We start from the raw sequence: 19,569 nt of genomic DNA, 5'->3' as shown, positions 1-19,569 counted from the left end.
GATCAATCTTCCCATCAGGGGCAAACGATTAACTTCATGCCGCCGGGACCTCCTGGGAGAACTGCGTGTCGTACAGCTCGGCGTAGCGGCCACCCCGGGCGAGCAACTCGCGGTGAGTGCCGCGTTCGACGATGCGCCCGTCCTCGATGACCAGGATGAGATCGGCGGCGCGAACCGTGGACAACCGGTGCGCGATGACGATCGAGGTGCGCCCGCCCAATGCCTCGGCGAGGGCCTGCTGAACGGCGGCCTCCGAGGCCGAGTCCAGCGACGCCGTCGCCTCATCGAGCACCACCACCCGTGATCGTCCCAACAGCAGGCGCGCGATGGTCAACCGCTGCCGCTGCCCTCCGGACAGACGGTATCCGCGCTCACCGACAACCGTGTCCAAGCCGTCGGGCATGGCCGCGACCACGTCATCGAGCCGAGCCCGGCGCAGTGCCTCCCAGAGTTCGTCCTCACCAGCTTCGGGCGCCGCGAGCAACAGGTTGGCGCGGATCGACTCGTGGAACAGGTGCCCGTCCTGGGTCACCATGCCCACCGTGTCCTTGAGCGACCCGAACGTCACGTCCCGCACGTCGGCCCCGTTGAGCTTGATGGAACCGGAGTCGACGTCGTAGAGCCGGGCCAGCAGCGACGCGATGGTCGACTTGCCCGCCCCCGACGATCCGACCAGCGCCACCATCTGGCCGGGCCGGGCCGTGAACGAAATGCCGTGCAGCACCTCCTCACCGCCGCGGTCGTCCAACGTCGCCACTTCTTCCAGCGAGGCCAGCGACACCTTGTCCGCCGAAGGGTAGGAGAACCGGACGTGGTCGAATTCGACCTCGACAGGACCATCCGGCACAGACACGGCATCGGGTTCCTCGGCGATCAGCGGCACCAGGTCCAGCACCTCGAAAACCCGCTCGAACGACACCAGGGCGCTGGCGATCTCGACCCGCGCGTTGGCCAGTGCGGTCAGCGGCGCATACAGCCGGGTCAGCAGCAGTGCCAGCGACACCACCGCACCGGCCTGCAGTTGCCCGCCGATCGCCAGCACGCCGCCCAGCCCGTAGACCAATGCCAGGGCGAGCGCCGACATCAGCGTCAGCGAGTTCATGAACGTCGACTGCAGCATCGCCGTGCGCACCCCGATGTCACGCACCCGGCCGGCACGCACCGCGAACTCGTCGGACTCGGTCTCCGGGCTGCCGAACAACTTGACCAGGGTGGCTCCCGGGGCCGAGAACCGCTCGGTCATCTGGGTGTTCATCGTGGCGTTGTACGTGGCCGCCTCGCGGGACAACCCAGCCATCCGGGTGCCGATGCGACGGGCGGGCAGCACGAACAACGGCAGCAGCGCCAACGACAGCAGGGTGATCTGCCACGAGATGCTGAGCATCACCACAAGCGTCAGCGTCAGGGTCACGACGTTGGCGACGATGCCCGAGAGCGTGTCGGAGAACGCCCGCTGCGCCCCGATCACGTCATTGCCCAGGCGGCTCACCAAGGCGCCGGTCCGGGTGCGGGTGAAGAACGCCACCGGCATGCGTTGCACGTGGTCGAACACCGCGGTGCGCAGGTCCAGGATCAGACCCTCGCCGATGTTCGACGACAACCACCTGGTCAACAGGGCCACTGCGGCTTCAGCGACGGCGATCGCAGCGATAGTGCAGGCCAGCAGCACCACCGTCGACGCCGGGCCGCCCTGCGTGATCGCGTCGACCACACGGCCGGCCAGCACCGGCGTCGTCACCGTCAGCAGCGCACTGACCACGCTGATCGCGACGAACCCGCCCAGCCTGCGATGGTGGCGCGCGGCGAACCGCCAGATCCGCGACAGCAGGCGCCGGTCGGCCAGCGCGCGGAGGTCTCCGTCGCGCGCATGGGCCTGTCTGTACAGCGACTGCCGGGCCACTGTTTCCATATTCATGTACATCACCGTAAAACCTGAACAATTATTGAGGTCAAAGACTTCCCGGGCGCCTGCGCGATTCACCGTTGTTCATCGGGCAAGATGGCGGTTATGGATAGCGCTACCGGTGGCATGGCCTCGCCCCGGGTCCTCGTCGTAGACGACGACCCTGACGTGCTCGCGTCGCTGGAACGCGGGCTGCGGCTGTCCGGGTTCACCGTCTCGACGGCCGTGGACGGGGCCGAGGCGCTGCGCAGCGCCACCGAGACCCGCCCGGATGCGATCGTGCTCGACATCAACATGCCGGTACTCGACGGCGTCAGTGTGGTGACCGCGCTGCGCGCGATGGACAACGACGTGCCGGTCTGCGTGCTCTCGGCCCGCAGCAGCGTCGACGACCGCGTGGCCGGCCTGGAAGCCGGCGCCGACGACTACCTGGTCAAACCGTTCGTGCTGCAGGAACTGGTGGCCCGGGTCAAGGCGCTGCTGCGCCGCCGCGGCGCATCGGCCACCTTCTCTTCCGAGACCATCCAGGTCGGCCCACTGGAGGTCGACATCCCCGGCCGCCGCGCCCGCGTCAACGGTGTGGACGTGGACCTGACCAAACGCGAGTTCGACCTGCTGGCCGTGCTGGCCGAGCACAAGACCGCCGTGCTGTCCCGGGCGCAGTTGCTGGAACTGGTCTGGGGCTACGACTTCGCCGCCGACACCAACGTGGTGGACGTATTCATCGGGTACCTGCGCCGCAAACTGGAAGCCGGCGGCGCGCCGCGACTACTGCACACCGTCCGCGGGGTCGGATTCGTCCTCAGGACCCAATAGCGAAATGAGGCCGCTGACCCGGATCTTCCGCCGCACACCGTCGCTGCGGACCCGGGTCGCGTTCGCCACCGCCATAGGCGCGGCGATCGTCGTCGTCATCGTCGGAACCATCGTCTGGGTCGGCATCACCAACGACCGCAAGGAACGGCTGGACCGCCGCCTCGACGAAGCCGCCGGCTTCGCCATCCCGTTCCTGCCGCGGGGCCTCGGCGAGATCCCCCGCTCCCCGAGCGACCAGGACGCGGTGATCACCGTGCGCCAGGCCGGAAACGTCTCGTCGAACTCGAACGTGATCCTGCCCGAGCTGCCCGACGGATACGCCGACACCTACATAGACGGCGTGCGCTGGCGGGTGCGCACCGTGCAGATTCCTGCCCCCGGACCCATGTGGGTGGCAGTCGGCGCGACCTACGACGCCACCATCGCCGACACCAACAACCTGCACCGCCGGGTGCTCATCATCTGTGTGTTCGCGGTCGGTGCGGCCACGGCGCTGGGCTGGGTGCTGGCCGCGTTCGCGGTGCGCCCGCTCAAACGACTGGCCGAGCAGACCCGCGAGATCGAGGCGGGCGACGAGGCTCCCGACGTCGAGGTGCGCGGTGCCAGCGAGGCCGTCGAGATCGCCGACGCCGTCAACGGCATGTTGAAACGCATCTGGAAGGAACAGGACCGCACCAAGGCCGCGTTGGCCTCGGCCCGCGACTTCGCCTCGGTGTCCGCCCACGAGCTGCGCACCCCGCTGACCGCGATGCGGACCAACCTGGAGGTCCTGTCGACCCTGGACCTGCCCGACGATGAGCGTAAGGAAGTGGTCAACGACGTCATCCGCACGCAGTCGCGGATCGAGGCCACCCTCGGCGCCTTGGAACGCCTCGCCCAGGGCGAGTTGTCCACCACCGACGACCACGTCACCGTCGACATCACCGAACTGCTCGACCGCGCCGCCCACGACGCCATGCGCGTCTACCCCGATCTCGACGTCGCGCTGGCGCCCTCACCGACGGTGATCATCATCGGACTGCCCACCGGGCTGCGGCTGGCCGTGGACAACGCGATCGCCAACGCCGTCAAACACGGCGGCGCCACCCGAGTGCTGTTGTCGGCGGTGAGCTCCCGCGAGGGCGTCGAGATCGCGGTGGACGACGACGGCGTGGGTGTGCCCGAGGAAGAACGCGTGATGGTGTTCGAACGCTTCTCCCGGGGATCGACGGCATCGAGGTTGGGCTCCGGCCTGGGACTGGCACTGGTGGCCCAGCAGGCCGAATTACACGGTGGCACAGCCACTCTGGAATCGAGCCCACTGGGCGGGGCACGGCTGCTGCTGCGCCTGCCCGGCCCGCATTGACCACGCACCGAACACAAATCGCCCGCCTCCGGTTGTGGAGGCGGGCGATCTGCGTTGCCGCTACTTCTTGTCGCGCTGGGACTTACCGCTGTCCCATCGGTTGAACCCGGCCTCCTCGGCGGATTCGACGTCGGCGAACCAGATCTCAGCGATGGTCACCGAGTACGACGGACTCTCCGGCGAGTGATAGAGCATCGAATCCTCGTTGCCCTTGATCAGATAACCCGTCGGCGTGCCCGCACCCGAGACCCGGACCGAACCGGCACCGTACGGCGTCTCCTCGACGACCTTGACGCCGTCACCGGCAGCCTCGTGGGCACCCCCGCCGGAGGCGAACTTGGCCGCCCCGGCGGCACCGGCGGCAGCCGCACCCGCCGCCGCGGCACCCGCGCTGGTGACCTTGGGCAGCTGGGTGGTGGGCTCGTCCCCCGAACCGACCCTGGGCAGCTTGGTCGTGGCGTCATCGGCGACAGCCGTTGCAGCACCGGCCGTTCCACCAGCGGCCGCGGCCTTACCGTCCCCGGCCGCCGCCGCAGCATCGGGCCGACGCCCCAGGGCGCCGTACACCGGCACCTCCCGCTTCACCCTGCGCAGGGTCAGCGCCAGCGTCAGCACCAGCCCGAGCACGAAGGCCAGGGCCATCAACCACCAGTTCAGATCGCTCATCGTCCTGCTCCAATCTCACGCGAGCCGGGCAGTTCGGCGAACGCCTCTTCCTCACTGGTGGGCTTGACGGTCACCACCGAAATCAGCCAGGCCACCAGAGACCCCACCACGAACGCGAGCAGATACCACAACCACTGGATTACGAAGTCCATGTCGAATCTCCCTAATTGACCGTGATCTCGACGCGGCGGTTCTTCGCCATGCCTTCGGGGGTGTCATTGCCGGCGATCGGATTCGCCGAACCCGCGCCGGACGACGTCACGTGATCGGCCGCCAGACCCTGCGAAACCAGATAATCGGCAACGGCTTTGGCGCGGTTGCCGCTCAGCGGGATGTTGATGGCGTCATTACCCGAGCTGTCGGTGTAACCGGTGACGGCCACCTTTGCGCCTTCGCACGACTTGAGCTTGTCAGCCACCTGCGACAGCAGCTGCTGCGACGACGGGGCCACAGCGAACCCGTCGGTGCTGAAGTTGATCGGAGTACGCAGCAGTGCACTCACATCGCCCTGCAACGCCGCGCAGGGTCCCGGTGTGCCACCGGGAGCACCCGGTGCACCAGGAGCCGCGGGCGCCGGTGGCGCGGGGGCAGCCGGAGCGGCCGCGATCTGAATGTTGTTGACGAGCTTGATGTTCGGCCAGGCCGCCTTCGCGGCCGCCTCGACCGCGTCACGCACCTGCGCCGACGGCGCCGTACCGGTCAGCGTCAGCGTGTCACCGTCGACGCTGAAGTTGAAATCCGGAATGCCCTCGGCCGCGGCGTCGAACACCTTGCCCAGGGCCGACACATCGGGGGTGCTCACACCCGGACGCAGATTCAGGTTGTCGACCAGATTGACGTCCGCACCGAACTTTCCGCGCAGCCAATCCAACAGCGAGGCTTTGGCCGCGGCGTCGGGCAGATCACCGGTGAGGGTGAAGCCGTTGCCGTTACGGGCGATCGACAACGGCGCGAACGAGAGGTTCGGCAAATTGACATTGGGCGCGTTGAGGTCCGGGGCATTCACGTCCGGAACGCTCAATGTCGCCGTGGGATTCACATCGGGAAGCGTCACATCAGTGTTCTTGTGCGAGCGGTCGAGTCCGCCCCATCCGATCAGGCCCAGCAACAATGGAACTGCCGCCAGCGCCAGCAACCAACCCAAACCGGGTGGTCGTCGATATAACTTGGAGGCTGTTTGCCAGCCTGTGATTGTCCGAGATTCGTCCGAACCCGACATTTTGGGCACTCCTGTAGTCGACGAACAGTTATCTACAGCCGCGAAACAGGTTGACGGTAGCAGCAAATGGAAATTGACGGTTAGGTTCGGCCAATACATTCCGAACCCAAGGACACGTCAACGGGTGGCGAGCAGATCGATCACGAAGATCAGTGTCTTGCCCGAAAGCCGATGCCCCGAACCCGCAGGGCCATAGGCCTGTGCCGGCGGAATGATGAGCTGGCGCCGACCACCGACCCGCATCCCGGGAATTCCGTCCTGCCAGCCCTGAATTAGGCCCCGCAATGGAAATTCGATGGATTCTCCGCGATTCCACGAGCTGTCGAACTCCTCGCCGGAGTCGTATTCGACGCCCACGTAGTGCACCTCGACGTTGCCGCCGGGCACCGCCTCGGCGCCGTCGCCGACCACCAGGTCCTTGATCACCAATTCGGTGGGGGCAGGTCCGTCCGGAAACTCGATCTCAGGTTTTGTACTCACCGGATCAACGGTAGTCCGGCAGACTGGTTGTGTGGCCAAAGATCAGGACATCCTCGCCGAAGTTCACCGGCTCGTTGCCGAAGAGCAGGAGCTCCGGACCAAACTGCAGCGAGGGGAAATAGACGAATCCGAAGAGCAACAACGACTGAGATCGCTGGAAGTCGCCCTCGACCAGTGTTGGGACCTGTTGCGTCAGCGTCGTGCGCTGCGTGACACGGGACAGGACCCGGGCCTGGCCGAGAAACGCGGGGCCGACGAGGTCGAAGGCTATCGAGGCTGACCGGCAGGGCGTGACGTGACAGGAAAGGCGTTGGACGCCGTCATCATCGGCGGCGGGCACAACGGCTTGGTGGCCGCTGCCTACCTGGCCCGTGCGGGACGCCGGGTGCAGGTGCTCGAACGCCTCGACCACGTAGGCGGCGCGGCAGTTTCGGCGCACGCCTTCGACGGTGTGGATGCCCGCCTGTCGCGGTACTCGTACCTGGTCAGCCTGCTACCCCAACGCATCATCAGCGACCTGGGAGCCCGAATCCGGCTGTCCCGGCGCCGAATCTCGTCCTACACGCCCGATCCGGCCACCGGCGGCGCCACCGGACTGCTGATCGGCCCGCAGCCGACATTCGATGCGATCGGCGCCGGCACCGACGCGGCCGGGTTCAGCGACTTCTACCGCCGGTGCGGGCTGATCACGTCCCGGATCTGGCCGACGCTGCTGCAGCCGCTGCGCAGCCGGGCCGAGATGCGCCGGGGCGTGCTCACCGGACACGACAACGAAACCGCCGCGGCCTGGGAAGCGCTGATCGAACGGCCGATCGGCGAGGCGATCACCAACGCGGTGTCGAACGATCTGGTGCGCGGCGTGATGGCCACCGACGCCCTGATCGGCACGTTCGCCGACATCGATGATCCGTCGCTGATCCAGAACGCGTGCTTTCTCTACCACCTGATCGGCGGCGGCACCGGCGACTGGGACGTGCCGGTCGGCGGGATGGGTGCGGTGAGCGGGGCCCTGGCTGCCGCCGCGGCCGGCTTCGGTGCCGAAATCATCACCGGTGCAGATGTTTACGCGGTCAACCCAGAGGGTGAGGTGCGCTACCGGCAGGGCGGAACGGCGCGGCAGGTTTCTGCCGAGCGCGTGCTGGCCAATGTCACCCCGGCGGTGCTCGCCGGCCTACTCGGCGAACCGGCCCCCGAGACCGCCCCCGGCGCGCAGGTGAAGGTCAACCTGATGCTGCGTCGACTCCCCCGGCTTCGGGACGAACACGTCACGCCCCAGCAGGCATTCGGCGGCACCTTCCACATCAATGAGACCTTCAGCCAGCTGGCCGGAGCCTATGACGCCGCCGCCTCCGGGCGCGTCCCCGATCCGCTCCCGTGCGAAATCTACTGCCACTCCCTGACCGATCCCAGCATCCTGTCTGAGGACCTGCGCGGCTCGGGGGCCCAGACGCTCACCGTATTCGGTCTACACACCCCGCACTCACTGGCCGCCGGCGATCCCGACCGGACGCGCGACCGGCTGACCTCGGCGGTGCTGAACTCGCTCAATTCGGTTCTGGCCGAACCGATCCAGGATGTCCTCATGGAGGACGGCGCCGGCCGGCTGTGTATCGAGTCCAAGACCACCGCCGATCTGGAACAGGCCCTCGGGATGACCGCGGGCAACATCTTCCACGGCGCGCTGCGGTGGCCGTTCGCCGAGGACGACGCTCCGTTGGAAACGCCGGCGCAGCGCTGGGGTGTGGCCACCGCGCATGACCGGATCCTGTTGTGCGGCTCGGGTTCGGTGCGCGGTGGCGCCGTCTCCGGCATCGGCGGGCACAACGCCGCGATGGCTGTACTCGAAGGCTGAGACGACAGGCTCAGCCGGCGTCGATGAGGTCAGCCAGCCCGTCCAACACACGCGCCAACCCGAACTCGTAGGCGTGCACGGCACTGTAGGCCGCGTCGAATGCCTGACCGGCCGCCGTCCCCACCCGTGAGGCCAACGGGTACCTGTCACCGTCGAGGACACGCTCCAGCAGCGGGCCGACGCGTTCCCACCACTGCCCGTCACTCTGGCCGCTGTCGGCTGCGGCCCGGCGCGAATCGATGGCGATCCGGGCCACCGAGTTGACGAAGCCCAACACATACGTCAGGGCCGAATCCATGTCGAGGTCAGTGAGTCCGAGTGAATCGAACGCGCTCAGCTCGTGGTCGTACTTGGCCATCATGCCCGGGCCCAGCGGCGGGCGGGTCGTGGGCAGGTAGGTGATCCAGGGGTGCCTCTCGAACATCGCGAGGTTGTCCTCGGCGATCATGGAAACCTTTTCCTGCCAAGTCTTTCCGGCGAAGTCGTGGCGCGGCATCTGCCGGTACACGGTATCGACCATCAGGTCCAGCAGTTCGGCCTTGCCCGGCACATAGGTGTAGGTGGCCATCGGCGTCACGCCCACTTGCCCGGCGACCGCCCGCATCGTGAGTGCATCAAGGCCGTCCGCATCGGCGATCCGGATGGCGGCGTCGACCACCGCGTCCACCGTCGTGCGTTGCTTCGGGCCGCGAGTGCGAGCGCCCTGACCGGGCTCCCGCCAGAGCAGTTCGAGCGTGCGGACCGGATCGCCGGCACTGCTGCGGTCCCCTCCTGCGCGTTCTGCCACGCCATCCATCCTCTCTGTACTATGTACAGTATATGCCGTACAGAGTAATTCTACCGCCGAGGAGCCCCATCGTGACCACGCCACAGGCCTGCGAATTCACCCCCACCACCGCCGATGTCGACTCGGTGCTGGCCTGGTTCGCCCGCTACGACGCACTGGCGCTGAACAAGGACGTCGAGGGCATGGCGGATCAGGCGATGTTTCCGCTCAACGAGGTGACCGACGGCAGCGCCGAGTCCGTCGACCGCGCCGGGTTCATCGCCCAGATGGCCGAACAGTTGGGCCAGAGCACCGATTTCGCGATGGAGTCGACGCGCACGCCGCACTTCATCAACGAGAACCTGGTGTTCGTCATCACCGACGCGACGTTCACCGCCGACGGGTTCAGCCAGCAGGTGCGCTACGGCGATCTGCTGGTCAAGTGCGACGGCGACTGGAAGTTCCAGACCATGGTGCAGGGCGGGTGGGGCGAGAGCTGATCCCGATCGACACGGCTACGGCCCGGTGACCTTGCGCAGGATCACCCGCAGGGCTTCGAGGTCCCCGGCGTCGAGCGCTGCGAGCACTTCCGGCGCCGGGTCCTCGACCCGGTCGATGCGCGCCAGCAATGCGCGCCCGGCGTCGGTGAGCGAGACCAGCTTGCAGCGCCGGTTGGCCGGGTCGACCTCACGCACCACCAGCCCGCGCTCCTCAAGGTCGTTGACCGCGACCGTGGCCGCCGGGGCATCGACCGTCGCCGCGTAGGCCAGTTGCTTGACCGTCAGCGGTTCGCGCGCCAGCCGTTTCAGGATGCGGATACGGCTGAACGGCAGTCCGGTTCGCTCGATCACCGCACGCCGCCACCGGTCACGGTGGTCGAACACCAACGCGGTCAGGGCGCGCCACACCTCGTCGGCCAACTCGGCCTGCCCGTCACCGGACATGGGTCACCTCCGGGACATGGTGCTGACCGATCAGCGGCGCCAACTTCTGCGCGGAACGCAAAGCCCGCGGCGTGGTGGAGATGACGCCCAGGACGAAGATCACCAAACCCAGTGCGGCACAGACGAACCACAGTGGCCGGGCGGCCGCGGCGAATTCCGCACCGGTTCCGGCCAATGCCGCCCCCGCCACCGAACCACACAGCGCCACACCGACACTCACGCCGACCTGACGGCTGGTGGAGGCCACCGCGGAGGCCGCACCGGCGCGATCGAGCGGCATACCGCTGACCGCCGTGGTGGTGATCGGCGCGTTGACCATCGAGAACCCGATGCCGAACACCGCGAACATGACCACCAGCTGCCACACCGGGGTGTCGCCGGTCAGCCGGGTCAGCAGAATGGCGGCCACGGTGATCGTCGCTCCCGACACCAGCAGCGAGGGCCGGCTGCCGTACCGGCCGACAAGACGGCCCGAAAGCGGCGAGAAAATCAGCGCGCCCACCGCGACCGGCAGGTAGATCAAGCCGGTGTGCATCGCGGAGTAGCCGCGCTCGGTCTGCAGGTACAGCGACATCATGAACAGGAAGGCTCCGTACGCGGCGAACGCACAGACCGCGATCAGGGTGGCCGAGGCGAACGGCACGCTGCGGAAGAACCGTAGGTCGATGAACGGGTCCCTGCGGCGCGATTCGTAGCGCAGGAACGCCACCAGGGCCACGAGCGCGACGACTGCGACGGCGAGGGTGCGCGGGTCCGTCCAACCGAACCCCGGGCCCTCGATGAGCACGAAGACGACGCCGAACAGGAATGCCACGCCCAGGACCTGGCCGATGGGGTCGAGATCGCGCATGGTCGCCGACTTCGATTCGGGGACGAAGATCGCGGTGAGCACGACGGCCAGGGCGCAGATGGGCAGGTTGATCCAGAAGACCGCGCGCCAGTCCACGTACTGGATCAGCGCCCCGCCCACGATCGGGCCGAGTGCCATCGAGATGCCGACCACCCCGCCCCACACACCGATCGCGCGGGCGCGCTCCACCCGGCCGGTGAACACCTGGGTGATGATCGACATGGCCACCGGGTTGAGCATCGAACCGCCGATGGCCTGCAGGAAGCGGGCCGCGATGAGGGTTTCGATGTTGGGGGCCAGGCTGCACAGCAGCGAGGCCACCGCGAAGATCGTCAGCCCCAATTGGAATGTCCGCCTGCGACCGAACCGGTCGCCCGTCGCGCCGGCCAGCAACAACAGCGAAGCCAGCACCAGCGTGTAGACATCGATGATCCACTGCAGCTGCGACGGTGACGCACCCAGATCCTCACGGATGCTCGGAAGTGCGACGTTCACGATGGTGGCGTCCATCGACACGATCAGCAGGCTCAGACAGCACGAGACGAGGATGATCGCCTTGCGCCGTGCGCTGAGCGAGCCGACAGTTGTATTCACACAACTATTGTGAAACTACAACTATCGTGGAGGCAAGTCGAAACCCGCCGCAGCGGTTCGCCGGCCCAGCGCCATCACCCGCGGAGTGGACCTCCAGTTCGACACACGCGACGCCATCCTCGCGGCATTGCGCAACTATGCACCCACCGTCGCCGGAGGCGGCCCGGTCCGCGGTTTCGGCTGGCGCTACGACGCATTCCCCGCGACCGGACCCAGACGCGAGGACCTCGACGCGATCTGGCCGGACCGGCCGGTGCTGCTGATCGCGATCGACGCCCACTCGGCATGGGTCAACACCAACACCCTCGAGCTCGCCGGGATCACCAAGGACTCCGCCGATCCGGTTCCGGGCTTCAGTGTGTTCCAGCGCGATCCCGACGGCACGCCGACCGGGTATCTCGTCGAGGTGCCCGCCTACATGCAGGTGCTGAATTCGGTGGTGCCGATGGACGAGGCGTTCGTCGCCGAATCGCTGGCCCAATGGGCGCCCAGGGCATCGGAGGCCGGCATCACCTCGATGTTCGACGCCGGCGTCGAGATCATGCCGGAGGACAAGGCTTTCGGGCACTACCGCGACCTTGAGACCGCGGGCAAGCTCCCGTTCCGGGTCACCGGCAGCTACTACTACAACCAGCCGAACGTCGACCCGCTGCCCAAGATCCTGGCGCTGCGCGACGTGCCACAAACTGAGCTGGTGCACGTCAACGTGCTGAAGATCGTGATGGACGGCGTGGACGCCGGACGCACCGCGGCGATGCTCGCGCCGTATGCGGACCAGCCCGGCACCAGCGGCCAGCCGCTGTTCTCCGCCGAACAGGTCAACGACGTCGTCAAGCGCGCCGACGCGCAGGGAATCGACGTCCACGTGCACTGCATCGGAGACAGAGCGACCCGCATGACGCTCGACGCGATCGAGGCCGCCGCCAAGACCAATCCGCAACGCGACCGGCGAAATGCCATCGCACATATGCAATGTGTTGACCCACAGGATATTCCGCGGTTGGGCGAGCTTGGTGTCATCGCGCAGGTCTCGGCCCAGTGGGCCACACCGGACCCCTACTGGCGCAACGTGACAACCGTGCGCCTCGGGCCGGAGCGGGCCGATCGCATGTACCCGTTCAAGTCGCTGTCCGACGGCGGCGCCCGCTTGTCCTTCGGCTCCGACTGGCCGGCCGCGAGCTACTACAGCATCTTCCGTCCACTCGAAGCGATCGAGATCGCCTTCACCAGGCAGGAATTGGGCAAGCCTGACCAGACGCCGCTTCCTCGGCCCGAGGAACGGCTGACCCTGGACCGGGCGATCACCGCCCAAACCATGGGCCCGGCCTACCAACTGCGCCGCGAGAACGACCTGGGCTCCATCACAGTGGGCAAGCTGGCCGATCTGGTCGTGCTCGACAAGGACCTCACCGCGATCCCGCCGCACGAGATCCTCCAGGCCGAGGTCAAGCTGACGATGATGAACGGTGTTGTCCGCCACGAGAAATAGTCTGGGCACGATGCGCGCCGATCCGACAGAATCGTCACCGTGAACGAACGGAACTCCCTCGTCGCCGCGGCAGTGGCCGCCGCCGGCATCGAACCGGCCATCAAGATCCTCGACGCCGACGCCAAGACTGCAGCGGCAGCCGCCGAACAGCTGGGCTGCGAGGTCGGAGCCATCGCCAACAGCCTGGTGTTCGAATGCGACGGCGAACCATTGCTCGTGATGGCAAGCGGTGCCGGCCGGGTGGACACCGGCGTCGTCGCCGACCGTCTCGGGGCCACTGCCATCCGCAAGGCCGACCCAAAACTCGTGCGCAGCGCGACCGGACAGGTCATCGGCGGCGTCGCGCCCACGGGCCATCCGGCACCGCTACGCACCGTCGTCGATCAGACCCTGGCGTCCTACCCGGTGATCTGGACGGCCGCGGGCACCGCCGATTCGGTCATGCCCCTGACCTACGCGCAGCTACTGGCGCTCACCGGCGGCGCCGCGATCGCGGTGCGCTGACAGATACTGCGCGAGCAGACACAAAACTGCCCCTTTTCGCGTGAAAAGGGGCAGTTTTGTGTCTGCTCGCGGAGAGAAACTCAGCGCTTGCTGATGTCTACGTAGCCGCGCTCGGTGTAGCCGGTGTAGATCTGGCGCGGGCGGCCGATCTTGTTGGGCTCCGAGTGCATCTCACGCCAGTGCGCGATCCAGCCCGGGAGCCGGCCCAGGGCGAACAGCACGGTGAACATGCGGGTCGGGAAGCCCATCGCCCGGTAGATCACGCCGGTGTAGTAATCGACGTTCGGGTAGAGCTTGCGCTCGATGAAGAAGTCGTCGGTCAACGCGATCTCTTCGAGCTGCTTGGCGATGTCGAGCAACTCATCGTCGCCACCCAACTTGCCCAGGATCTTGTCGGCCTGCTCCTTGACGATGCGCGCCCGCGGGTCGTAGTTCTTGTACACCCGGTGACCGAAGCCCATCAGCTTCACACCGTCTTCGCGGTTCTTGACCTTCTTGACGAAGGTCTGCACGTCGTCGTCGCCGGTACGGATCTTCTCCAGCATCTCCAGCACGGCCTGGTTGGCGCCGCCGTGCAGCGGGCCCCACAGCGCGTTGATGCCACCGGAGATCGAGGTGAACAGGTTGGCCTGCGACGAGCCCACCAGACGCACCGTCGAGGTCGAACAGTTCTGCTCGTGATCGGCGTGCAGGATCAACAGCATGTCCAGCGCGCGGACGATCTCGGGATCCACCTCATACGGCTCGGCCGGGAAACCGAACGTCATCCGCAGGAAGTTCTCCACCAGCGTCAGCGAGTTGTCCGGGTACAGGAACGGCTGCCCCTCGGACTTCTTGTAGGCATACGCCGCGATCGTCGGCAGCTTCGCCAGCAACCGGATCGTCGACAGCTCGACCTGCTTCTTGTCCAGCGGATCCAGCGAATCCTGGTAGTACGCGCTCAGCGCGTTGACCGCACTGGACAGCACCGGCATCGGATGCGCATTGCGCGGGAAGCCGTCGAAGAACCGCTTGAGATCCTCGTGCAGCAGGGTGTGCCGCTGGATCTGGGTGGTGAACGACTCCAACTGCTCGGCCGTCGGCAGCTCACCGTAGATCAGCAGGTAGCTGACCTCGATGAACGTGGAATTCTCGGCCAGCTGCTCGATCGGGATACCGCGGTAACGCAGGATGCCGGCATCACCGTCGATGTAGGTGATCGCAGACTTGGTGGAAGCGGTGTTGACGAAGCCACCATCAAACGTGGTGTAGCCGGTCTTGGCCAGCAACGGACCAAGCGCGATGCCGTCACTGCCCTCGGTGGCATGGACGATATCGAGATCAATCTCGCCACCGGGGTACTTGAGAGTGGCAATCTCCTGCCCACTCGACGGGTTTTCGGCCACGGGAATCCCTTCATCGTCCTGGGAACCGACAACTGCTCTACAAAAGGTAGTCGCAATCGATCTGCGCTGCCCGCGGGGGGTTACTAACGGGTCACTGCAAACGGCTCAGCCTCGGTCGGGACGCTGCTCCACGCCCGCGACAACCTCCAGGAAATCGGCGTACGTCGATTCGATCCGCTCGACGATGTCATCCACGGTCACGGTGTCCCAATCCGCCCGAGATCCCAGCTCAGCGATGCCGGTCATGATGATCGATCCCCACACCACGGCCGTCAGTTTGAGCCGGCGATCGTCGCCGGGCACCCCCATCCGCCGTGCCAGCGCCGCGTTTACCGCATCCGCCCGGAACTCCGAAGCCGACTGGATCAGCGCCTGCGACGAGGTGATGATGCGCGCCGAGGCCAGCAGCCGATCCGATGTGAGTTGGGTGGGCGGCGCGGTCTTGGTCTTGAGGAACGCCTGCAGGTGGGCCCGGTACAGCGCCTCGATATCGCCGATTCCGGCCGGTTGCGCCTCGAGTTCGATCGCGACAATCTCGATCACCTCGTCGACGAACGCCAGCACGACGGCGTCTTTGGTAGCGAAGTAGCGGCTGAACGTGCGCGGGGACACATCCGCGACCGCGGCGATCTGCTCCACAGTGGTCTGCTCGAACCCCTGACGGTCACACAGATCGATGGCAGCCTCGATCAACATCGCCCGGGTGCGCTGTTTTTTACGCTCCCGCAAACCCGTCTCAGCCTGCCGCACAACGTCAACCACGAGATCGGATGCTATCGCTCAAAGGCCTGCTTTCCGGTCCATTTCGGCAACTATGTGGCGCTGAGTGCCATTCGCCGGTGGTCATACTTTGTCAGCCTCGGACTGATCCTGCGGCTCGCCGGCCCTGCTCACAGTGGCCATACCGCCCGCAGTGGCTGCATCACCCGCTCCGCTCGCAGTCACCCGGTAGCGCACGAACGCCGGCACCGCGAGCGCCGCGATCACCACGCCGACGACCACCAGTGCACCGCCACCGGCCGCGGCGACCGTCGTGCCCACCGCTGCTGCCGCCGCCCCGTGCAGGGTGTCGGCCAGCCGCGGGCCACCGGCGACCACGACCGTGAACACGCCCTGCAGCCGGCCGCGCAGTTCATCGGACGCGGCCTGTTGCAGGATCGTCGACCGGAACGCAGCAGACACCATGTCGGCGGCCCCGCCAATCGCCAAGAACGCCAACGCAATCCACAACACCAACCCGGCCTGTCCGTGCGCCATTCCGCCCGCGATACCGAACCCGACCATCGCCACGCCCCACACCACGATGGCCAGCACCACGGCCAGCCCCTGCCTGCGGATCCTCGGCAGCCAACCCGAGAACACGCCGCCGGCCACCGCGCCGGCGGACATCGCCGCCGCCAGCAACGCCATCGCCGTGCCGCCCGAGACCGGGCCCCCGAAACTCTCGTGCGCCATCTGGGGGAACAGCGCGCGCGGCATCCCGAAGATCATCGCCACCAGGTCGACGACGAACGACATCAACACCACCCGGTTGCCGGCCAGGTACCGGAGGCCGTCCAGCACCGCCGTCAGGCCCCAGCGGGAGGCGCCTTCCTCGGTGCTCGCCGGCGGCATCGGCGCCAGCCGGAAAGTCGCCCAGATCGGCGCCAGGCAGGTCACGGCGTCGATCAGATACAGCGTCGACAGGTCCACCCAGTTCAGCAGGAACCCGGCCATCAGCGGGCCGACGATCGCGCCGAACTGCATGACCGTCATGTTCAGCGAATTCGCCGCCGGCAACTGCTCGCCCGGCAGCATCCGCGGAATGGCCGCCGAGCGCGTCGGGCTGTTGACGGCGTAGAACGCCTGCTGCACACCCAGCAGGCACAGCACCACCCACACGTTGTTCAGTGCCAGCGCGGCCTGCAGCCACAGCAGCACCGAGGCCCCGGCCAATCCGATCGAGGCGATGATCAGCAGCAGCCTGCGGTCCATCGCGTCAGCCCAGGCGCCACCCCACAGCCCGAAAACCACCAGCGGTACCAGCGCGAACAGACCGGCCAACCCCACGTAGGCCGAGTTCTCGGTGAGCACGTACAGCTGCACCGGCACCGCGAAGATGGTCAGGTTCGCGCCGATGACGGTCGGGATTCCGGCCAACCACAGCCGCCGGAAATCCCGTGTGCGCAGCGGCGTGGTGTCGGCGAAGAACCTACGCACTACGGCTGGGCGAGCGAAGCGAGGGCAGGATCATGGCTGCAGGCGTTCCGCTCGACTACCGATCACACGAATTCGGTTGTGTACCCGGTTCTCCCGGCCCTGCCAGAACTCCACGCTCTCCGGAGCGATCAGATATCCACCCCAGTTCGGCGGCACCGGAACGGTTTCGAGGTCGGCGAACCGCTCGGTCACCTCGGTGAGCTGGGCCAGCAGTGCCTCACGCGATGCGATCGGACCGGACTGCTGCGATGCCCAGGCACCCAGCTGAGAACCGCGGGGGCGCTTGGACCAGTACGCCTCAGTATCCGCGCGGCTCACCTTGGTGACCGAACCGCGTACATGGACCTGACGACCCAGCCGGTACCAAGGGAACGTCGCCGACGCATAGGGATTCGCCGCCAGCTGTGTGCCCTTGTCAGAGTCATAGTTGGTGAAGAACGTGATGCCCGTCTCGTCCATGCTCTTGCACAACACCGTTCGGGTGACCGGTCTTCCCGCATCGTCGGTAGTGGCCACCACCATGGCATTGGCCTCGGCCACGCCGGCGCGGTACGCGTCGGCCAGCCAGGTCCGCAGCAGCCTCAGCCACCCGGTTACCGGGTCGTCGCCGAGCCAGTCGAGGTCCAGGTCGCCACAGCCGTCCTTCTCGACGTAGTCCACGCGCATGGCAGCCAGGTCATGGTCGTCGTGTCCAGGGGTTTGTCCAGGGGGTATGGGCACCGCGGTAACGCTACGCCTGGGGTTGGTGCAAGAATCTGGCCATGCCAGCTGTACCGGAAGACTTCGTTGCCGGCCTCGAAGGCGTCGTCGCCTTCACCACCGAAATCGCCGAACCGGACAAGGACGGCGGCGCGCTGCGCTACCGGGGCGTGAACATCGAGGAACTGGTGACCCGCCGGGTCACCTTCGGGGATGTCTGGGGACTTCTGGTCGACGGCAGCTTCGGCACGGGCCTGCCCCCGGCCGAGCCGTTCCCGCTGCCCATCCACAGTGGCGACGTGCGGGTCGACGTCCAGGCCGGGCTGGCCATGCTGGCACCGATCTGGGGCTACGCGCCGCTGCTGGACATCGACGACACCACCGCGCGTGACCAGTTGGCCCGGGCCTCGGTGATGGCACTGTCCTACGTCGCCCAATCCGCCCGCGGCATCTACCAGCCCGCCGTGTCCCAGCGCACGATCGACGAATGCGACACGGTCACAGCGCGTTTCATGACGCGCTGGCAGGGCGACCCCGACCCGAAGCACGTCGAGGCGATCGACGCCTACTGGGTGACCGCCGCCGAGCACGGCATGAACGCGTCGACGTTCACCGCCCGGGTGATCGCCTCCACCGGCGCCGACGTCGCGGCCTCTCTGTCGGGTGCGGTGGGCGCGATGAGCGGACCGCTGCACGGCGGCGCCCCGGCCCGGGTGCTCCCGATGATCGAAGAAGTCGAGAAGACCGGTGACGCCCGCGCGGTGGTCAAGGGCATCCTGGATCGCGGCGACAAGCTCATGGGCTTCGGGCACCGTGTGTACCGCGCCGAGGATCCGCGGGCGCGGGTGCTGCGGGCCACCGCCAAACGCCTTGAGGCACCCCGCTACGAGGTGGCGGCCGCATTGGAGCAGGCCGCACTGGCCGAGCTTCGAGAGCGCCGCCCGGACCGGGCCATCGAGACGAACGTCGAGTTCTGGGCCGCGGTGATCCTGGACTTCGCCCAGGTGCCTGCCTCGATGATGCCCGCGATGTTCACCTGCGGGCGGACCGCCGGATGGTGCGCGCACATCCTGGAACAGAAACGGCTCGGCAAACTCGTGCGTCCGGCCGCCATCTACATCGGCCCCGAACCGCGCAGCGTGGAGACGGTCGCCGGATGGGACAAGATCGCCACGACATGACCGGCGCCCGCGACGTATTCGCCTCGGCAGCACATGCTTTCGCCCGATTGGTGCAGGTGCTGCCGGCGGACTCGTTCGCTCGCCCCGGCCTGGGCGAGTGGGATCTGCGCGCCCTGGTGGGCCACACCTCGCGCTCACTGATCACCGTCAGCACGTATCTGCAGACCCCTGCGTCGACGGCCGATCTCGCCGGTCCGGTGGAGTACTACGCGGCCATGCGCGGATTCATGTCCGACGCCGGCGCCGAAGCCATCATCGAGCGCGGCCGTCAGGCCGGGCACGACCTGGGCTCCGATCCCGCCGCGGCGGTGGACGCGCTGGCGAGCCGTGCCCTCGACGACATCGACGAGGCGGGCGATCCGTTGATCACCGTCATCGGCGGGTTCGGCATCCGGTTGAGCGGCTACCTGCCGACCCGCATCTTCGAGCTCGCTGTGCACAGCCTCGACATCGCCCGGGCCACAGGCCTTTCGGCGGACCTGCCGGCGGAGGTACTGGAGGCGGCCAGTGTGCTCGCCACGCAGATCGCGGTGGCGGCAGGCGAGGGCGAGACCGTGCTGATGGCGCTGACCGGACGCGCTGAGCTGCCGCGGACGTTCTCCGTCACCTGACTCGGCCCGCCGAAATCACGGTTTCTGACGAGATCAGGGCCATTTCCGTCACCGAGCGTAGGTTCG

At 67.1% G+C, this 19,569-nt stretch carries 21 protein-coding genes; 9 read left to right on the top strand and 12 right to left on the bottom strand.

Going from position 1 to position 19,569, the window contains the following annotated elements; translation table 11 throughout:
• Positions 1 to 34 precede the first annotated feature (34 nt).
• Complete coding sequence (locus tag ACZYZ7_RS30835) at positions 35 to 1,915, bottom strand: ABC transporter ATP-binding protein (protein ID WP_450071039.1); 1,881 nt, start codon at positions 1,913 to 1,915, stop codon at positions 35 to 37.
• A gap of 93 nt (positions 1,916 to 2,008) precedes the next feature.
• Between ACZYZ7_RS30835 and prrA the strand changes: the two genes are divergently transcribed.
• Together prrA and ACZYZ7_RS30825 are read left to right on the top strand one after the other, a co-directional pair.
• Entirely contained in the window at positions 2,009 to 2,719 is a 711-nt protein-coding gene (prrA, locus tag ACZYZ7_RS30830) for a two-component system response regulator PrrA (protein ID WP_003884623.1), read from the top strand.
• A 4-nt stretch (positions 2,720 to 2,723) separates the two neighbouring features.
• Positions 2,724 to 4,064, top strand: coding sequence for a sensor histidine kinase (locus ACZYZ7_RS30825; RefSeq protein ID WP_463742472.1), 1,341 nt, complete (start codon positions 2,724 to 2,726; stop codon positions 4,062 to 4,064).
• Between the two features lie 60 nt (positions 4,065 to 4,124).
• On the opposite strand, the gene arfC is transcribed toward ACZYZ7_RS30825, so the two are convergent.
• The 4 genes from arfC to ACZYZ7_RS30805 all read right to left on the bottom strand — a co-directional run bounded on the left by arfC (position 4,125) and on the right by ACZYZ7_RS30805 (position 6,429).
• On the bottom strand, positions 4,125 to 4,730 hold the full coding sequence (gene arfC, locus ACZYZ7_RS30820) for a channel accessory protein ArfC, sunset domain variant (protein WP_135452710.1): 606 nt from the start codon (positions 4,728 to 4,730) through the stop codon (positions 4,125 to 4,127).
• Positions 4,727 to 4,882 (bottom strand): channel accessory protein ArfB, encoded by a 156-nt coding sequence (gene arfB / locus ACZYZ7_RS30815; protein ID WP_167857730.1) that lies wholly within the window; start codon positions 4,880 to 4,882, stop codon positions 4,727 to 4,729. The genes arfC and arfB overlap by 4 nt, the downstream gene beginning before the upstream one ends.
• Before the next feature lie 11 nt (positions 4,883 to 4,893).
• On the bottom strand, positions 4,894 to 5,949 hold the full coding sequence (gene arfA, locus ACZYZ7_RS30810) for a channel-forming protein ArfA/OmpATb (RefSeq protein ID WP_450071042.1): 1,056 nt from the start codon (positions 5,947 to 5,949) through the stop codon (positions 4,894 to 4,896).
• A 117-nt stretch (positions 5,950 to 6,066) separates the two neighbouring features.
• Positions 6,067 to 6,429, bottom strand: a complete 363-nt coding sequence (locus tag ACZYZ7_RS30805) for an FKBP-type peptidyl-prolyl cis-trans isomerase (protein ID WP_135452709.1) — start codon at positions 6,427 to 6,429, stop codon at positions 6,067 to 6,069.
• 31 nt (positions 6,430 to 6,460) lie between these two features.
• On the opposite strand from ACZYZ7_RS30805, the gene ACZYZ7_RS30800 reads away from it, so the two are divergent.
• The gene (locus ACZYZ7_RS30800; protein WP_135452708.1) at positions 6,461 to 6,709 is read left to right on the top strand and encodes a DUF2630 family protein; all 249 of its coding nucleotides are present in this window, start codon (positions 6,461 to 6,463) and stop codon (positions 6,707 to 6,709) included.
• 30 nt (positions 6,710 to 6,739) lie between these two features.
• Positions 6,740 to 8,281 carry a phytoene desaturase family protein gene (locus ACZYZ7_RS30795; protein ID WP_450071227.1) on the top strand — a complete coding sequence of 514 codons (1,542 nt, stop codon included), beginning with the start codon at positions 6,740 to 6,742 and terminating at the stop codon, positions 8,279 to 8,281.
• A gap of 10 nt (positions 8,282 to 8,291) precedes the next feature.
• Here ACZYZ7_RS30795 and ACZYZ7_RS30790 read toward each other — a convergent pair whose 3' ends face one another.
• A complete protein-coding gene (locus tag ACZYZ7_RS30790) occupies positions 8,292 to 9,077 on the bottom strand; it encodes a TetR/AcrR family transcriptional regulator (RefSeq protein WP_463742471.1) in 786 nt (261 codons plus the stop codon).
• 59 nt (positions 9,078 to 9,136) lie between these two features.
• On the opposite strand from ACZYZ7_RS30790, the gene ACZYZ7_RS30785 reads away from it, so the two are divergent.
• Positions 9,137 to 9,547 (top strand): nuclear transport factor 2 family protein, encoded by a 411-nt coding sequence (locus ACZYZ7_RS30785; protein ID WP_463742483.1) that lies wholly within the window; start codon positions 9,137 to 9,139, stop codon positions 9,545 to 9,547.
• Between the two features lie 15 nt (positions 9,548 to 9,562).
• On the opposite strand, the gene ACZYZ7_RS30780 is transcribed toward ACZYZ7_RS30785, so the two are convergent.
• The gene (locus ACZYZ7_RS30780) at positions 9,563 to 9,991 is read right to left on the bottom strand and encodes a MarR family winged helix-turn-helix transcriptional regulator (protein WP_135452704.1); all 429 of its coding nucleotides are present in this window, start codon (positions 9,989 to 9,991) and stop codon (positions 9,563 to 9,565) included.
• On the bottom strand, positions 9,981 to 11,435 hold the full coding sequence (locus ACZYZ7_RS30775) for an MFS transporter (protein ID WP_463742470.1): 1,455 nt from the start codon (positions 11,433 to 11,435) through the stop codon (positions 9,981 to 9,983). Before ACZYZ7_RS30775 ends, ACZYZ7_RS30780 begins: the two co-directional genes overlap by 11 nt.
• An 85-nt stretch (positions 11,436 to 11,520) precedes the next feature.
• Between ACZYZ7_RS30775 and ACZYZ7_RS30770 the strand changes: the two genes are divergently transcribed.
• Positions 11,521 to 12,924, top strand: coding sequence for an amidohydrolase (locus ACZYZ7_RS30770; RefSeq protein WP_463742469.1), 1,404 nt, complete (start codon positions 11,521 to 11,523; stop codon positions 12,922 to 12,924).
• A 39-nt stretch (positions 12,925 to 12,963) separates the two neighbouring features.
• Positions 12,964 to 13,428 (top strand): YbaK/EbsC family protein, encoded by a 465-nt coding sequence (locus ACZYZ7_RS30765; RefSeq protein ID WP_463742468.1) that lies wholly within the window; start codon positions 12,964 to 12,966, stop codon positions 13,426 to 13,428.
• 80 nt (positions 13,429 to 13,508) lie between these two features.
• Here the strand turns inward: ACZYZ7_RS30765 and ACZYZ7_RS30760 are convergent, their stop codons facing one another.
• The 4 genes from ACZYZ7_RS30760 to pdxH all read right to left on the bottom strand — a co-directional run bounded on the left by ACZYZ7_RS30760 (position 13,509) and on the right by pdxH (position 17,678).
• Entirely contained in the window at positions 13,509 to 14,813 is a 1,305-nt protein-coding gene (locus tag ACZYZ7_RS30760; protein ID WP_450071049.1) for a citrate synthase, read from the bottom strand.
• Positions 14,814 to 14,918: 105 nt separating this feature from the next.
• A complete protein-coding gene (locus ACZYZ7_RS30755) occupies positions 14,919 to 15,575 on the bottom strand; it encodes a TetR/AcrR family transcriptional regulator (RefSeq protein ID WP_463742467.1) in 657 nt (218 codons plus the stop codon).
• An 81-nt stretch (positions 15,576 to 15,656) separates the two neighbouring features.
• Complete coding sequence (locus ACZYZ7_RS30750; RefSeq protein ID WP_463742466.1) at positions 15,657 to 17,012, bottom strand: MFS transporter; 1,356 nt, start codon at positions 17,010 to 17,012, stop codon at positions 15,657 to 15,659.
• A gap of 30 nt (positions 17,013 to 17,042) precedes the next feature.
• Entirely contained in the window at positions 17,043 to 17,678 is a 636-nt protein-coding gene (pdxH, locus tag ACZYZ7_RS30745; RefSeq protein WP_463742482.1) for a pyridoxamine 5'-phosphate oxidase, read from the bottom strand.
• Positions 17,679 to 17,773: 95 nt separating this feature from the next.
• On the opposite strand from pdxH, the gene ACZYZ7_RS30740 reads away from it, so the two are divergent.
• Together ACZYZ7_RS30740 and ACZYZ7_RS30735 are read left to right on the top strand one after the other, a co-directional pair.
• Positions 17,774 to 18,892 (top strand): citrate synthase 2, encoded by a 1,119-nt coding sequence (locus ACZYZ7_RS30740; protein ID WP_450071052.1) that lies wholly within the window; start codon positions 17,774 to 17,776, stop codon positions 18,890 to 18,892.
• Positions 18,868 to 19,503 (top strand): maleylpyruvate isomerase family mycothiol-dependent enzyme, encoded by a 636-nt coding sequence (locus ACZYZ7_RS30735; protein ID WP_450071053.1) that lies wholly within the window; start codon positions 18,868 to 18,870, stop codon positions 19,501 to 19,503. Before ACZYZ7_RS30740 ends, ACZYZ7_RS30735 begins: the two co-directional genes overlap by 25 nt.
• Positions 19,504 to 19,569 lie beyond the last annotated feature (66 nt).

Source organism: Mycobacterium sp. IDUB_17 (assembly GCF_055419465.1).
This window is presented reverse-complemented; position numbering and strand designations above follow the sequence as displayed.

Excerpts from the sequence above, each read along its gene's own strand:
- ACZYZ7_RS30835 (WP_450071039.1), bottom strand. The coding sequence starts at position 1,915 with ATGAATATGGAAACAGTGGCCCGGCAGTCGCTGTACAGACAGGCCCAT.
- prrA (WP_003884623.1), top strand. The coding sequence starts at position 2,009 with ATGGATAGCGCTACCGGTGGCATGGCCTCGCCCCGGGTCCTCGTCGTA.
- ACZYZ7_RS30825 (WP_463742472.1), top strand. The coding sequence starts at position 2,724 with ATGAGGCCGCTGACCCGGATCTTCCGCCGCACACCGTCGCTGCGGACC.
- arfC (WP_135452710.1), bottom strand. The coding sequence starts at position 4,730 with ATGAGCGATCTGAACTGGTGGTTGATGGCCCTGGCCTTCGTGCTCGGG.
- arfB (WP_167857730.1), bottom strand. The coding sequence starts at position 4,882 with ATGGACTTCGTAATCCAGTGGTTGTGGTATCTGCTCGCGTTCGTGGTG.
- arfA (WP_450071042.1), bottom strand. The coding sequence starts at position 5,949 with ATGTCGGGTTCGGACGAATCTCGGACAATCACAGGCTGGCAAACAGCC.
- ACZYZ7_RS30790 (WP_463742471.1), bottom strand. The coding sequence starts at position 9,077 with ATGGATGGCGTGGCAGAACGCGCAGGAGGGGACCGCAGCAGTGCCGGC.
- ACZYZ7_RS30780 (WP_135452704.1), bottom strand. The coding sequence starts at position 9,991 with ATGTCCGGTGACGGGCAGGCCGAGTTGGCCGACGAGGTGTGGCGCGCC.
- pdxH (WP_463742482.1), bottom strand. The coding sequence starts at position 17,678 with ATGCGCGTGGACTACGTCGAGAAGGACGGCTGTGGCGACCTGGACCTC.
- ACZYZ7_RS30740 (WP_450071052.1), top strand. The coding sequence starts at position 17,774 with ATGCCAGCTGTACCGGAAGACTTCGTTGCCGGCCTCGAAGGCGTCGTC.
- ACZYZ7_RS30735 (WP_450071053.1), top strand. The coding sequence starts at position 18,868 with ATGGGACAAGATCGCCACGACATGACCGGCGCCCGCGACGTATTCGCC.